The organism is Erwinia sp. AK-PDG3-5 (assembly GCF_056821705.1).
This window is the reverse complement of record NZ_CM165967.1, coordinates 3,405,599-3,419,131: the sequence shown is the minus strand read 5'-3', so window position 1 is coordinate 3,419,131 and position 13,533 is coordinate 3,405,599. Positions and strand designations below refer to the sequence as shown.

The 13,533-nt window shown below is 55.5% G+C and carries 14 protein-coding genes; 8 read left to right on the top strand and 6 right to left on the bottom strand.

The genetic code is table 11. The features are described from left to right. Positions 1 to 10: 10 nt before the first annotated feature. The 3 genes from tspO to AC1UKS_RS15865 form a co-directional block, all read right to left on the bottom strand. Complete coding sequence (gene tspO, locus AC1UKS_RS15875; RefSeq protein WP_013201220.1) at positions 11 to 454, bottom strand: tryptophan-rich sensory protein TspO; 444 nt, start codon at positions 452 to 454, stop codon at positions 11 to 13. A gap of 9 nt (positions 455 to 463) precedes the next feature. Continuing rightward, positions 464 to 1,129: a DsbA family oxidoreductase gene (locus tag AC1UKS_RS15870; protein WP_053146215.1), complete on the bottom strand. Its 666-nt coding sequence runs from the start codon at positions 1,127 to 1,129 to the stop codon at positions 464 to 466. A 111-nt stretch (positions 1,130 to 1,240) separates the two neighbouring features. After that, a complete protein-coding gene (locus tag AC1UKS_RS15865; protein ID WP_482434445.1) occupies positions 1,241 to 2,152 on the bottom strand; it encodes a DMT family transporter in 912 nt (303 codons plus the stop codon). A 183-nt stretch (positions 2,153 to 2,335) separates the two neighbouring features. Between AC1UKS_RS15865 and AC1UKS_RS15860 the strand changes: the two genes are divergently transcribed. The 8 genes from AC1UKS_RS15860 (at position 2,336) to AC1UKS_RS15825 (ending at position 11,011) form a co-directional block, all read left to right on the top strand. Then, positions 2,336 to 3,199 (top strand): helix-turn-helix domain-containing protein, encoded by an 864-nt coding sequence (locus tag AC1UKS_RS15860; RefSeq protein WP_482434444.1) that lies wholly within the window; start codon positions 2,336 to 2,338, stop codon positions 3,197 to 3,199. Positions 3,200 to 3,318: 119 nt separating this feature from the next. Beyond that, positions 3,319 to 3,525: a hypothetical protein gene (locus AC1UKS_RS15855; protein WP_071822104.1), complete on the top strand. Its 207-nt coding sequence runs from the start codon at positions 3,319 to 3,321 to the stop codon at positions 3,523 to 3,525. 120 nt (positions 3,526 to 3,645) lie between these two features. Next, positions 3,646 to 4,143 (top strand): DUF1198 family protein, encoded by a 498-nt coding sequence (locus AC1UKS_RS15850; RefSeq protein WP_482434442.1) that lies wholly within the window; start codon positions 3,646 to 3,648, stop codon positions 4,141 to 4,143. 421 nt (positions 4,144 to 4,564) lie between these two features. After that, a complete protein-coding gene (locus tag AC1UKS_RS15845) occupies positions 4,565 to 5,290 on the top strand; it encodes a gluconate 2-dehydrogenase subunit 3 family protein (RefSeq protein WP_013201225.1) in 726 nt (241 codons plus the stop codon). Positions 5,291 to 5,357: 67 nt separating this feature from the next. Beyond that, positions 5,358 to 7,127, top strand: coding sequence for a GMC family oxidoreductase (locus AC1UKS_RS15840; protein ID WP_265911676.1), 1,770 nt, complete (start codon positions 5,358 to 5,360; stop codon positions 7,125 to 7,127). 11 nt (positions 7,128 to 7,138) lie between these two features. Next, positions 7,139 to 8,392 carry a c-type cytochrome gene (locus tag AC1UKS_RS15835; RefSeq protein ID WP_482437012.1) on the top strand — a complete coding sequence of 418 codons (1,254 nt, stop codon included), beginning with the start codon at positions 7,139 to 7,141 and terminating at the stop codon, positions 8,390 to 8,392. A 253-nt stretch (positions 8,393 to 8,645) separates the two neighbouring features. Next, a complete protein-coding gene (locus AC1UKS_RS15830; protein ID WP_482434440.1) occupies positions 8,646 to 9,113 on the top strand; it encodes an RcnB family protein in 468 nt (155 codons plus the stop codon). Between the two features lie 248 nt (positions 9,114 to 9,361). After that, positions 9,362 to 11,011: a methyl-accepting chemotaxis protein gene (locus AC1UKS_RS15825; RefSeq protein ID WP_482434439.1), complete on the top strand. Its 1,650-nt coding sequence runs from the start codon at positions 9,362 to 9,364 to the stop codon at positions 11,009 to 11,011. A 114-nt stretch (positions 11,012 to 11,125) separates the two neighbouring features. On the opposite strand, the gene AC1UKS_RS15820 is transcribed toward AC1UKS_RS15825, so the two are convergent. The 3 genes from AC1UKS_RS15820 to AC1UKS_RS15810 form a co-directional block, all read right to left on the bottom strand. Then, positions 11,126 to 11,545, bottom strand: a complete 420-nt coding sequence (locus AC1UKS_RS15820) for an RcnB family protein (protein ID WP_482434437.1) — start codon at positions 11,543 to 11,545, stop codon at positions 11,126 to 11,128. A gap of 236 nt (positions 11,546 to 11,781) precedes the next feature. Next, positions 11,782 to 12,558, bottom strand: a complete 777-nt coding sequence (locus tag AC1UKS_RS15815; RefSeq protein WP_482434436.1) for an SDR family NAD(P)-dependent oxidoreductase — start codon at positions 12,556 to 12,558, stop codon at positions 11,782 to 11,784. A 63-nt stretch (positions 12,559 to 12,621) separates the two neighbouring features. Beyond that, entirely contained in the window at positions 12,622 to 13,521 is a 900-nt protein-coding gene (locus AC1UKS_RS15810) for a LysR substrate-binding domain-containing protein (protein WP_482434434.1), read from the bottom strand. Positions 13,522 to 13,533 lie beyond the last annotated feature (12 nt).

Below are 13,533 nucleotides of genomic sequence, written 5' to 3'. Positions count from 1 at the left end.
CCATCGCGCATTATCTGCGGTTATTGCACAGGATTGAGAAGTTGAGGGCGGCGGCGATCGACAGCCACGCCAGGTAAGGCAACAGGATCAGGCCCGTCAGCGCTTCCAGCTGCAGGGCCATCACCACCATCGCCGCAACCACCAGCCACAGCAGGGTCAGGATAATCATCCCGGCAAGAATACGGTGCGAGCCGAAGAACACCGGCGTCCACAGCGTGTTCAGCGCAATCTGTGCCGCCCACAATGCCAGCAGCGTCTCGCTGCCTGGCAGCATGGTCAGACGGTAGCCTGCCCAGGCGAGCAGCAGATAAATAATCGACCAGGCTACCGGAAACGCCCAGTTTGGCGGGGTGAAGCCCGGTTTTTTTAACGACTTGTACCATTCGCCAGGTTTAAACAGCATCCCGGTACTGCCTGCTGCACAGCAGGCAAAAAGAAAGATAAAAAAGGTCATGCTCTGTCCTTAGCTTGCCGCTGTTTCCCGCTGTTGCAAAATGTTCTCAATGGCCGATTTAAAGGCTTCCGGCGGCTGTCCACCCGATAGCAGATACTGGCGATCGAACACGATGGACGGCACGGACTGGATACCGGCATCTACCCATTCACGTTCCAGCGCGCGAACCTCGTCAGCATAGCGGTTGGTCGCCAGCACCTCGGCCGCTTCAACCGGATCCAGCCCAACGTCTTCGGCGACGTTAACCAGCACCACGTGACTCGACGGGTTTTCGCCATCGGTAAAGTAAGCGGTAAACAGCGCGTGCTTCAGTTGCTGCTGCAGGCCAAAACCTTCCGCCCAGTGCAGCAAGCGGTGCGCATCGAAGGTGTTATAGATGCGCAGTCCCGGCCCGGCGTTATTCATCTCAAAGCCCACCGCCTCAGCACGTTCGCGGATGCGCTGACGATTCTCAGCAGACTCTTCCGGCGACGAACCGTATTTCTCGGCGATATGCTCAACCAGATCCTGACCTTCAGCCGCCATTGACGGGTTTAACTCGAAGGGTTGGAAGGTGATGTTGGCCTGAACGTCGGGGCCAAGTTCAGCCAGCGCTTGCTCCAGCCCCTGAAGGCCGATAATGCACCAGGGACAGGAAATATCGGAAACGAAGTCTATCTGCAGTGGCTTGCTCATGGTGCCTCCTCTGGCGTTATGGGCAGACTGTCGCGACGCATCGCGACAGCGAATGCCTTACAGTCTAGCATTTCACGTCCGGTGCTCAGGAGGCACCTTGAGCTTTTTCTCTCAGGAAGACTTCGGCAGCGGCGTAGTGCGGCCAAAGCGGAAGAAACCGGGTTTAGCAAACATCACCAGATTCCCCAGCAGGATCAGCACCAGGCCAATCACCGCGTTCGTATGCCAGACGTAGCCTTCGTACAGCGTCGACAGCGTCAGCGCCACCAGTGGGAACAGCAGGGTGCTGTAGGCGGCCTGACTGGCACCAATTCGGCCCACCAGCGTGAAGTAAGCGCCGAAGGCGATCACCGAACCAAATATCGCCAGATACAGCAACGATCCGAGATAGCGCAGCGACAGGTCAGGCATAAAACGATCGCTGTTAAACAGGCTGATGGCGGCCATCACCAACGCACCATAAAACATCGCATAGGTGTTGGTAGAGAGGATTTCCAGCCCACGACGCTGGTGGCGGGTGCTGATCATATTCCCCAGCGAGAAGCCGAAGGTCCCCAGCGCGCTCAGGCCAATGCCAATCAGCAACGAAGGCGCCATCTGGGTGGCCATAAGATCGTGCCAGAACAGGGCGATAATCCCGATAATGCCCAGCGCGGCGGCCGGTAACAGATTGGGATGCGGGCGCTGGCGGAAGAACAGCATGCTGTTTACCGCGTTATACAATACCGCCATCGAGAAAATGACTGACTCCAGACCGCTGCTGATATACGACGCCGCATGGTAGAAACAGACAAAGTTGAAGCCGAACACGCAGCAGCCCTGTAACAGGCAGTAAAGGTGATCCTTCAGGCTGATTTTGCGCAGCCGACCCGCCAGGCCCAGCACGATGACCATCGCCAGCGCCGCCACCAGAAAGCGCCAGAAAATGGAGACGGTCACCGACACCACGCCTTGCTGCATCACAATAGCAATCCATGTCGTCCCCCAAATCACCACCACCAATGCGTATAAAATTCCGTTCATCGTGACACCTCAAAAACCGCCTTAAATTGCCGCCAGTGTGTCAGGTACCTGGCCCTGTCGCTTTCAGCTGCCTGCGCAGACTTGCATATTCTTGCGGTTATTTTCGGCTTCAGGGGATAAGCGCTGGAATCTGGTCCGGCAGCTCCTTAAAATACGGCTTTGCTTCCACCTTAAGGTATCGTTATGCCCCAGCCCTATCAGGCTTTTGAAAATCTGCGTCAGCATCGCGCGCGCCTCCAGGGCAGCGTGCAGCTTGGCTCGGGTATTCAACTGGCGGCGTGGCGTAATGACTTTGACTGCGTCAGGCAGCGTAGCGATCACCACACGCTGAGCCTGTACGTTGAAGGTGGGGTGAACACCTGGCATAAAACCCGTGCCGGCTGGCAAAACGGCGGCGGTCCGGACCGTTTTTGCCTGATGCCCGAAAACAGCGAATCGGTCTGGGATATCCGTTCCGAATTTTGCTTCGTGCATCTTTACTGCACCGATCGTCATCTGCGCCATCTGGCCGAGCAAATCTGGGATAAAAGCCCGGCAAGCATTTCGCTGGATGAAAAGGTGTTCAGTGAGGATGTGCGCATTACCCAACTGTATCGCCATTTTTTACTGAGCAGCGACTGGCAGCAGAATGCCAACCATCTGATGCTCAGCAGCGCCTCAACCCTGTTGATGACCCATCTGTTGCAGCATTACAGCGAGGTGCTGTGGAAGCTGCCCGCGGTAAGGGGGGGGCTGGCCCCGGCGGTGTTACGTAACATTATGGCGTTTATCGAAGAGCATCTTGCCAGCGCCCTGACGCTGGCCGAACTGGCGTTGCAGGCAGGGCTCAGCGAGTTTCATTTCGCGCGGATGTTTAAGCAGTCCACCCAGCTGGCACCGCATCAGTACGTGATGCAGCGGCGGATGGCAAAAGCGGAACAGCTGGTGCGTGGAAGTACGCTTCCGCTGACGGAGATCGCGCTGGCCTGCGGTTTTAACTCCTCCAGCCATTTCAGCAACCGCTTTAAAAGCGTGTATGGCTGCACGCCGTCCACGCTGCGGGGCTAGCCTGAGGCTTGTCCTGGGGAGCTTTCTGAATTTGCCGGAAAGGCGAATATAAAGACATTTTTAACAGTCGACCGGGTGTACTGTCTGTTTGTCGGGTAATTTATGACAAAGAGATAACAATGGGCGATTACTATTATCTGGAGCAGAAAGCGCGCCAGGATGCTCTCAAAGTTGTCCACCGCTCAGGCTGCCTGAAGCTAAGCATTCTGAAACGACAAAGAGAGTTTTTGGGCACGTTTTATACCTCAGCAGATGCATTACTTACAGCAAACAAACGTTATGGTAGCAGCCGCTTATGTCCACTGTGCTGCATGAAGAAGCGTTAATTCAGAGGCTGCCTTCGGGCAGCCTTTTCTCTTTGTTGCAAAGGCTGACAGGCTGCTGTTACTCTGACGCCCCGCAGAATCGCCGTCCTTGAGCGGCCCGTGACTGGAACAGGATAGTTAATGATTTGGCTGATGCTCGTGACCCTGGTTGTGGTCTTTATAATTGGTTTTCGTGTGCTGAATTCCCAGACCCGGCGGGCCAGCAAAGCGCTGACTAAGCGGTTGAATCTGGAGCCGGTGTACGTGGAGTCATTGATTAATACGATGGGACGCGTGGCGGGCGAAGAGTTTGTGCAGTATCTGGCGCGGGATAATGAAGCCCATATCGCCAACGGGGCTGGCGTGCTGCTGATCTACCAGGTGTTTATCGTCGACGAGTCCGACGAAAGCCTGATGTTCTGGCGCGGCGTGCTGCGTAAAGCCTATCTTCCGACCGAACTCAGCAATGAACACGTCAGGCTGGCGATGTCATTCCTGCGCGAGCTGGAACCCGACGCGCAGGAAATGCTGGCATTTCGTCAACGCTATAACGCCCGCTTTGCGCCGTCAGACGATGATTCGCCTGACGAGCCGCACAATAATGTCTATTCCCTGCATTCGCGCCTCGATCGTCACTGATTTCCGCTTATTCCCGTTGCCGCTGAATGTCTGAATAAGCGGGAATTCAGCGCTAAGTTGTTTTATATTTGTTAATTTCATGATCCCCTCAGGTTAAATAATAAAAAAGGCGTCAGACGAATTTTTTCCATTTATTTAATGGGGGTATAGTCACGCTTTTGAATTATTCCCGGACAATCACAAGGGATAACTGGCCCTAATCAGCATAAAAACAGGGGTTATGCGGTTTTTTTAACCATAACAGCCCTTTATCATTTTTATGCTTAAATTTAACAACGTGATAAACATTTAACTATAAATAAACTGAATTCAAATTTTACATTTTGTAACCCTCCTATCCATAACATTACGTTCAGCACTGTCGATAACCATACTTATTAACTCAAATTACATTTTATTAGCATGTGAGAGTCGTGATGTTATGCTCCTTCAAAAAGAAACTACCCGTCGTAAGTTTTTAATAGGATCGCTGTTGGCATTACCGCTAGGCGATATGGTCCTGAAAGGTATTACTGCGGCCCAGGCTGCGGAAATGGCCGCACCCGAGCTGGTCGATTATAAACCGATCTTTTTTAGCGCCGATGAATGGCAATTCATCATGGCTGCCTGCGACCGCCTGATCCCGGCTGGCGGCAAAGGCAAAGCACCAGGCGCATTGGAAACCAACGTGCCGATCTTTATCGATCAACAAATGCACGGCGATATGGGATCTGAAATCTATATGCAGGGGCCGTTCAACACCCACGCGCCTGCCACGATGGGGTATCAAATCCCGTTCCGTCCTCAGCAGATCTACAAAACCGGTATCAAGCTGATCGAGGGCTGGTGCCAGACTACCCATCAAAAATCCTTCCATGAACTGTCTGATGCGGACAAAGACGCCGTGCTGACCCAGGTTCAGAAGAACACCATCAGCTTCGCCGATCTGGGCGAAGAGGCACTGAAAGGATCGCAGTTCTTTAGCGAACTGCTGGCCGATACCAAGCACGGTTACCTGGCCGATCCTATCTATGGCGGAAACAAGGGGATGAAGGCGTGGATTGCCATTGGCTTCCCTGGCGCGCGCGCCAGCTTTACCGAATGGGTGAAGCAGCACAACGTGCCGTACCCGCTGGGCCCGGTCAGCCTGTTAGGCATGCAGGCCTGAGTGCGCTAATAACGCTGATTGCGCGAATTGCGCTGACTCCGTTTTCTGATGAGTGACAGGATTTAAGATGGCAACTGTAAATAAAGAAGAAGTCGATGTCGTAGTCGTCGGCCTGGGTTGGGCTGGCTCACTGATGAGCATTGAGCTGGCGATGGCCGGGCTGAAAGTCCGTGCGCTGGAACGTGGTGGCGATCGCGGCTACGAAGAGTTCAAATACCCAAAACCGGCGGATGAGTACGCTTACGCGGTGCGTAATAAAGTGATGGCCACGCCGGCGGAAGCCGCGGTGACCGTGCGCTACAACATGAGCGAAACCGCGCTGCCCACCCGTAAATGGGGCGCGTTCGCACCCGGTACCGGCGTCGGCGGATCGGGCCTGCACTGGACGGCGGTATTGATCCGTCCCACGCCAACCGATCTCAAGCTGAAAACCTATGCAGACGAGGCCTACAAGCCCGGCATTCTGCAGGAAGATATGCGCATCATGGACTTCCCGTTCACCTGGGATGAAATTGAGCCGTATTACACCAAGTTTGAACATATCTGCGGCCAGTCCGGTAAAACCGGTAACCTGCGCGGCCAGATTATGGAAGGCGGCGATCCGTTCGAAGGGCCACGTTCAGAGCCGTATCCACTGCCCGCACTGGAAGACACGCTGAACAGCAGCATGTTTGCGGAAGTGACCAAAAAAATGGGGTATCACCCGTTCCCGAACCCCTCTGCTTGCGTTTCCCGTGCCTGGACCAACCCGTACGGCAACCAGATCGCGCCGTGCAACTACTGCGGTTACTGCAGTAAATATCCGTGCCTCAACTACTCCAAAGCCTCGCCACAGACCGCGGTGATGGATGCGTTAAAGCGTATGGATAACTTCTCCTACGAAGTGCATGCCAACGTGATGAAAGTGGTGCTGCATGATGATAAGAAAACCGCCAAGGGCGTGATCTACATCGATGCACAGGGTAACGAATGCTTCCAGCCAGCGAAAATCGTGGTGCTGAGCAGCTTCCAGTTCTGCAACGTGCGCCTGATGCTGCTGTCCGGCATTGGCCAGCCTTACAACCCCATCACCGAAGAAGGGGTGATCGGTCGTAACTATGCCTTCCTGAGCAACGGCGGCTCGACGCTGTTCTTCAAAGACAAAAACTTCAACCCGTTCGCTACCGCAGGCGCAACCGGCCAGATGTTTAACGATCTGTCGCCGGGCAACTTCGACGGTCCTTCGCTGGGCTTTATCGGCGGCGCGAAAATTCACAGCTCGCAGGCGACCGGTACGCCAATCAGCACCGCCTTGCCGAAAGGCACTCCGGCATGGGGAACCGGCTGGAAAGAGGGGATGGAAGAGTGGTACGGCCATTCGATGAAGATCAGCATCACCACCACCTGCCAGTCCTACCGCGATATCTATCTCGATCTGGATCCGAACTACAAAGACGAGTACGGCTATCCGCTGCTGCGTATGACCTTCGACTGGAAACTCAACGAGCTTAAGCTGCAGCAGCACCTGAAGCAGATCGTCGGCAATATCACCAAAGAGCTTAACCCGGACAGCTACAGCGAAAGCTTCCTGCCGATGGATGCGCACTTTGACCTGACCAAATACGTCTCGACCCACAACGTCGGCGGCGCGGTGATGGGCGATAATCCGAAGACCTCTGCGCTGAATAAATACCTGCAGAGCTGGGATGTTCATAACGTCTTTGTGCCAGGCGGTAATGCGTTCCCGCAGAACTTCCAGGCGAACCCGACCGATACCATTGGCGCAATCACGCTGATGGCGGCTCAGGCGATCAAGGATCACTATCTGAAAAATCCCGGCCCACTGGTACAGGCGTAAGCGATATGAAGATGACATTAAAAAGTTTGGTTCTGGCCAACACGCTGCTGCTGGGCGCAGGATTTTGTCAGTTGGCGCAGGCAGACGATGCGGCGCTGGTAAAACAGGGGGAATACATCTCCCGTCTGGGCGATTGCAGTGCCTGTCACTCCATTCCAGGGAAACCGGCGTTTTCCGGCGGCCTGGCGATTGAGTCGAACCTCGGGACGATTTATTCGACCAATATCACACCGGATAAAGATCACGGGATTGGCAACTACTCCGAGCAGCAGTTCTCTGATGCGGTGCGCAAGGGAGTGCTGCCAGACGGCAAGCGCCTGTATCCGGCAATGCCTTACCCGGACTATGCCAAAATTAACGACCAGGATATGCACGCGCTTTATACCTACTTTATGCAGGGCGTGAAGCCAAGTGCTGAGGTGCCACCGGAAACGGATCTGAGCTTCCCGTTCAGCCAGCGCTGGGGAATGCGCTTCTGGAACTGGGCGTTTGTGTCCGACAAGCCATTCCAGCCTATCGGTGGGGCCACGGCGGAAGTGAATCGCGGTGCCTATCTGGTGGAAAGCCTCGGTCACTGTGGCAGCTGCCATACGCCGCGCGGTCTGGGGATGAACGAGAAAGCGCTGGATAGCGGTGACGACCAGTTCCTCGCCGGAGGCAACCTCAACGGATGGGAAGTGCCTTCCCTGCGTGGTCTGCCACACTGGACAGAACAGGAAACCGTCGACTATCTGGCAACCGGCCGTAACGACAAGGCGGCGGTAGGCGGCGAGATGACCTCGGTGGTTGAGCACAGCACCTCGTATATGAGCGATGCCGACCTGAAAGCGATTGCCGCTTACCTGAAGTTTATTGGCGGCAACCCGGCGGCACCTGCCGCGCAGGGATCCGCTATCAGCCCAACGGAAGCGAAACTGACGGCAGCGAAAAACCTGTCAGCGGGAGAGCGACTGTATCTGGACAACTGTGGCGCCTGTCACTTTGTCACCGGCAAAGGCGCACCGGGTGTGTTCCCGCAGCTGGATCAGGCAACCATCGTTAATGCCGGCGATCCGGGTGGGTTAATTCATACCATTCTGGCCGGTGCACAGCAGCCTTCAACGGCAAAAGCCCCGTCCACGCTGGTGATGCCAGGTTTTGCTAACCGTCTTAGCGATGATGAAGTGGCGCAGTTAGCGACCTTTATCCGCCAGGGCTGGAGCAACACAGCGTCGGCGGTTACCGCTGACCAGGTAGCGAAAGTCAGAGAATCGCTGAAGAAGTAAGGGATTTTCGGGTTCGACGTTAAGAGAGAGGCTCCGGCCTCTCTTTTTTTATGCCGCCTGGCCCTATTAACACAAATCATTCGCGTCTGGAAGGTCCTTAATTCGTTCATAGTGTTAAGAAAGTGATAAGGAGGGGTAAAGTACGGTAAGTCCATGGGTTTTAAGACATTTGGAGATATTCAACCGGCATCGCTTAGCCGATAGTACGACTCAACGGCGGCACGAAAGCCGGGTGAAAATCGAGGATACAAAAATGAAAAAAACGACTCTGGCACTGTTGATGACCGTCTTTACGGCAAGCACCCTGTTCTCCACTGTTTCTCAGGCTGATGGCCCTCCGGGACAGCAATGGCACCAGCAGGGCGGCCTTGATGGACACGGCGGCCCTGATGGCCACGGTGGCGGCCCAGGTCGTGGTCCGGATCGCGGACATGACGATCGCGGTCATGATAATCACGATCGCGGTCACGACAATCGCGGCCCGGATCATCATTACGAGTCTCGCGACCGCTTTGCGTGGCAGGGACACGACTTCCGCCGTGGCGACCGGTTGCCACCGCACTATCGCTACGATGATTACCGCGTAAATGACTGGCACGAACGTGGCCTGCGTGAACCACCGCGTGGTGAAAATTGGGCTTACATTGACGGCAACTATGTGTTGATTGCTGCGGCAACCGGGGTCATTACCTCGATCCTGTTAAATAACGCCTTCCACTAGTCCTTCTGACGGCTGGCCACTGTGCCAGCCGTTCTGCTTTTCCCCTTACTTTTCTGCCTGCTACAACCCCGCGTTTTATATCCTTCCCTCAGGGTAAAGTTTCGCCACTCAACTACCGATAACCCCTGTAAGGCCGTTCTCTGACCTTAATTCCAGCTTAGATCCGACTACTGCTTCACCTGAGAGGGTAAGGGCGATGTCTGTCAGCTATTTACACGGCACCAGTGAAATCACGTTGAGGTTTCAGCATGACTATTACAAAAAGACTGTTCTTTATTTTTTCCCTGCTCGCCGTGGCCCTGTGCCTGCTGGCCGGGTTCTCTCTGTATGCCATCACCGGGTTCCAGAACAGATTTGAATACGTTCAGATAAACTCCATTCCCAGCATCAAAGATTTGGATAAGGCTATCAGCAGCGCCAGCAAGCTGAATCTGGCGCTTTACGAGCATCAGAGTGAAGCGAACAACAGCAAGCAGAATGAATTTGAGAAAAAGATTAACGAACAGATTGACCAGCTAAAAACGCAGACCGACTACTATATGGCGAACGATATCTCCAACGCGGAAGATAAAGCCATGACCGAAGGCGCGCTGGCAGATATCGCCGCTATTCAGGGGGTGTTACCTGCCTTTATTGCCGCCTCACTGGCGCATAACGATGGGGTTACCTTACCGATGATGCAGGGCGAAGCTGGCATCGGTGCCGCAGTACGTAAACTGACCGGCGATCTGAAATCGCAGATCGACCTGAACATTCAAATCGGCGAAGGGCTACGCAAAGAAAACAGCGCGATCTACAGCCGCGTGTTCTGGGGATTACTGAGCTTCTCTGCGGTAGTGATCCTGCTGATGGGCGCGCTGGCCTGCAAAACCATCTTCGGCGTGCGTCGCAGCCTGAACAGTATTCAGCAGGTGATGGTTGAGACCAGCGAATCGCTGGATCTGACCCGTCTGGCGGACGACAGTCGTCATGACGAGATTGGCAAAACCGCCTTTGCGTTTAACGCCCTGATGGCACGCGTAGCCACGGCCATGACCGCTGTCACCGCCTCGGCGCAGTCCGTCAGCTCGGCTTCAACGCAGATTGCCGCCGGCAACGAAGACCTTTCTGCCCGTACGGAAGAACAGGCTGCCTCACTGGAGCAGACCTCTGCCAGCATGAGTACCCTGAACGACACGGTGAAGCAGAACGCCGAAAACGCTAAACAGGCCAGCCTGTTAGCCAGCAACGCCAACGAAATGGCCGAGCAAAGCGGCAATGCGGTGTCCTCAATGGTGAAAACCATGGACAACATCAAGGCCAGCTCCAGCAAAATCTCCGACATTACCGGGCTGATCGAAGGCATTGCCTTCCAGACCAATATCCTGGCGTTAAACGCCGCGGTAGAAGCGGCACGTGCAGGTGAGCAGGGCCGTGGGTTTGCCGTGGTCGCCAGCGAAGTGCGTAACCTGGCACAGCGCTCGTCGGTGGCAGCAAAAGAGATCAAAGATTTGATTGTTACCTCGGCACAGCTGGTGGAAAGCGGCGCAGTACAGGTGGCAAACGTCGGCGATAATATGGCGAAAGTGCAGGGTTCGATTCGTCAGGTGGCGGATATCGTCGGTGAAATGGCGGCCGCCACTTCTGAGCAGAGTCAGGGCATCGAGCAGGTGCATCTGGCCGTAGGGCAGATGGACTCGGTGACGCAGCAGAACGCCGCGCTGGTGGAAGAAGCGTCAGCGGCTTCCCAGTCGTTGCAGGAACAGGCACTGACCCTGAGCAATCTGGTGGGGGCGTTTAAGGTGCAGGCCAACAGCGCAGTCGCCGTCGTTCATCAGCCAGCGGTGGTGAAATCACCGGCCAGAGCGGGAAAACTGATTAAGCCTGAACTGGCTACCGATAACTGGAGCTCGTTCTGATAGCACGGTCTGACGCCGCCTGATTTGCTCAGGCAGTATCAACGCCATAAAAAAGCCCCACCAGAGCGATACTGGTGGGGCTTTTTATTGCCCGCTTAGTGCGGAATATAGCGCTTACTGATGGGCAATGATTGAGGCAATCACCCCGGTGCTAATGGCGATCAATACATAGTTGCCATCAACGTTCTGCCAGCGGTGCCCGGCCGGTGGTGCCTTCAGTCCACGCTGATGCCAGTCGTTAACCTGATAACCTTCACCACGGTATTTCTGCGGCAGTGGACGGCCCTGATGGAAGTCATTATGGTGCGACTGTTTGTGCTGCGGTTCGCGGTGTTCAGACGCGTGCTGTGGCTGTGCACCGTGCTGATTGCCCTGCGGCTGGTTGCCATGCTGATTGCCCCCCTGCGGTGGACGTTTCACTGGCTGCTGCTGATGCTGATCGTCATGACCCTGCTGTGGGCCTTCGGCAAATGCGCTCAGGCTGGTTGAAGCAAACAGCAGCGCAGAAAGGGCAATAATTCCTGATTTTTTCATCTTTTTTTCCCTGTGGGTATGGAGCAAAAGTCGTGTTGATGCAGACAATTTGGGGGGCAGGGAAGGGAAGAACAACCTGAATAGTCTTAAGAATGATGATCTTAACGATAAATTTACACTTACTGAGCGCAACGCTAACGGAGGAAGGGCAGAAGGGGCGAAATCGGGCGCTGAAAGCGGATGAATAGTGCCAGTAAATAAGCTGAACACGCGCCACCGCAGTGGCGCATTGTCGATCAGAACGGCGTTTCGACCACGCCGCCGTCGACACGCAAGGCGGCACCGGACGTCGCGGAGGAGAGCGGTGAACAGACATACACCACCATATTGCTGACCTCTTCAACGCTGGCGGCACGCTGGATAACCGAGCTTGGGCGATTGGCCTTAACAAATTTCGCCCCCAATTCTTCCAGATCGGCACCCTGATCCAGCTCTTTCTTAAACATCTCTTTAAAGCCATCGGACAGTGTCGGACCGGGCAGTACGGCGTTTACCGTGACGCCGGTTCCGGCAACCGCTTTGGCCAACCCGCGTGAGAGTGCCAGCAGGGCGGTTTTACTGACGCCATAATGGATCATATCGGGTGGGATATTCACCGCGGATTCAGAAGAGAGGAACACCACGCGTCCCCAGCCGGCTTGCTTCATCGCCGGCATATAGGCGCGGCTCAGACGCACGGCGGACATCACGTTGACGTCCCAGATCTTTTGCCAGGTATCGTCGGTGGTTTCAAAGAAATCCCCCTGCGGGAAAATCCCGACGTTGTTGACCAGCACGTCGCAGGTGGGCTCGGCGTTGATCAACGCCTGACAGCCCTCTTCCGTCCCCAAATCCACCACATGACCGCGCGCATTGTTGCCGAGTTTTTTCACCAGAGAGGCCACCTGATCTTCACTGCGGCCGGTGACAATCACCGTTGCGCCCGCGGCCGCCAGACCTTCCGCAATCCCTTTACCAATACCCTTGGTTGAGCCGGTGACAATCGCCGTTTTGCCGGTTAATTCAATCTTCATGTCGATCTCCTTTTGGGTCGCAAAAGAGATAAGTGTAGACAAGCGAAACTGCAAAACCGGCTCTCAGTCACATTCCCCAACAAAATCAATAAATGCCCGCAGCGGTGCCGGGATCAGACGGCGGTCGGGATAATAGAGCCACGGGCCGGGGAAGGTCAGCCACCACGGCTGCAAAATTGGCTCGAGTTCGCCGCGGGCAAAATAAGGCGCAAGCCACGCCTCGAACAGGTAAACGATCCCGCCGCCGGCGATGGCGGTATCCACCGCCAGGTCGACACCGGCGCCAATGCTGACCAACAGCGCGGCGGGCGGCTGAACCCGCAGGTTTTCTCCCTCACGCTCAAACTCCCACTCCGGGACCACGCCACTGGCGAAGCGGCCGCGCAGGCAGCGGTGTTGCATCAGATGGTGCGGATGAGTTGGCCGTCCGGCCTGATTGAGGTAATCCGCTGAGGCGGCCAGCGCAAAACGTTGCTTTCGCGGGCCAATCGGAACGGCAATCACATCCTGCTCCAGCTTTTCGTCGTAGCGTATGCCGGCATCACAGCCCTCGCGGAACACATCCTGCACGTTGCTTTCGGCGACTATCTCCAGCTGGATGTCCGGGTAGCGCGCCAGAAACGCAGGAACTATCGTCGGCAGGATCAGCCGCGAAGCGCTAATGGGTACGTTCAAACGCAGGGTGCCTGAAGGCGTATCGCGATAACGGTTGATGTCATCCAGCGCCGATTCCATCTCATTCATGGCAGGCATCAGCCGCGCCATCAGCGCTCTACCGGCCTCAGTCAGGGAAACCGAGCGGGTAGTACGGTGAAACAGCCGGATACCCAGCTGCTGTTCCGCCCGTCTGACTGCATCGCTGAGCCGTGAAGGATTGCTGCCGGTGACGCGTGCCGCTTCGCGAAAACCGCCGGCTTTGGCTACCGCCACCACCGCATGAAGCAGAGAGATATCGAGTTTCATTGTCCGCCTTAT

Bases quoted from the DNA above. Each gene is read 5' to 3' on its own strand.
- tspO (WP_013201220.1), bottom strand. From the start codon at position 454: ATGACCTTTTTTATCTTTCTTTTTGCCTGCTGTGCAGCAGGCAGTACC.
- AC1UKS_RS15870 (WP_053146215.1), bottom strand. From the start codon at position 1,129: ATGAGCAAGCCACTGCAGATAGACTTCGTTTCCGATATTTCCTGTCCC.
- AC1UKS_RS15865 (WP_482434445.1), bottom strand. From the start codon at position 2,152: ATGAACGGAATTTTATACGCATTGGTGGTGGTGATTTGGGGGACGACA.
- AC1UKS_RS15860 (WP_482434444.1), top strand. From the start codon at position 2,336: ATGCCCCAGCCCTATCAGGCTTTTGAAAATCTGCGTCAGCATCGCGCG.
- AC1UKS_RS15855 (WP_071822104.1), top strand. From the start codon at position 3,319: ATGGGCGATTACTATTATCTGGAGCAGAAAGCGCGCCAGGATGCTCTC.
- AC1UKS_RS15850 (WP_482434442.1), top strand. From the start codon at position 3,646: ATGATTTGGCTGATGCTCGTGACCCTGGTTGTGGTCTTTATAATTGGT.
- AC1UKS_RS15845 (WP_013201225.1), top strand. From the start codon at position 4,565: ATGCTCCTTCAAAAAGAAACTACCCGTCGTAAGTTTTTAATAGGATCG.
- AC1UKS_RS15840 (WP_265911676.1), top strand. From the start codon at position 5,358: ATGGCAACTGTAAATAAAGAAGAAGTCGATGTCGTAGTCGTCGGCCTG.
- AC1UKS_RS15835 (WP_482437012.1), top strand. From the start codon at position 7,139: ATGACATTAAAAAGTTTGGTTCTGGCCAACACGCTGCTGCTGGGCGCA.
- AC1UKS_RS15830 (WP_482434440.1), top strand. From the start codon at position 8,646: ATGAAAAAAACGACTCTGGCACTGTTGATGACCGTCTTTACGGCAAGC.
- AC1UKS_RS15825 (WP_482434439.1), top strand. From the start codon at position 9,362: ATGACTATTACAAAAAGACTGTTCTTTATTTTTTCCCTGCTCGCCGTG.
- AC1UKS_RS15820 (WP_482434437.1), bottom strand. From the start codon at position 11,545: ATGAAAAAATCAGGAATTATTGCCCTTTCTGCGCTGCTGTTTGCTTCA.
- AC1UKS_RS15815 (WP_482434436.1), bottom strand. From the start codon at position 12,558: ATGAAGATTGAATTAACCGGCAAAACGGCGATTGTCACCGGCTCAACC.
- AC1UKS_RS15810 (WP_482434434.1), bottom strand. From the start codon at position 13,521: ATGAAACTCGATATCTCTCTGCTTCATGCGGTGGTGGCGGTAGCCAAA.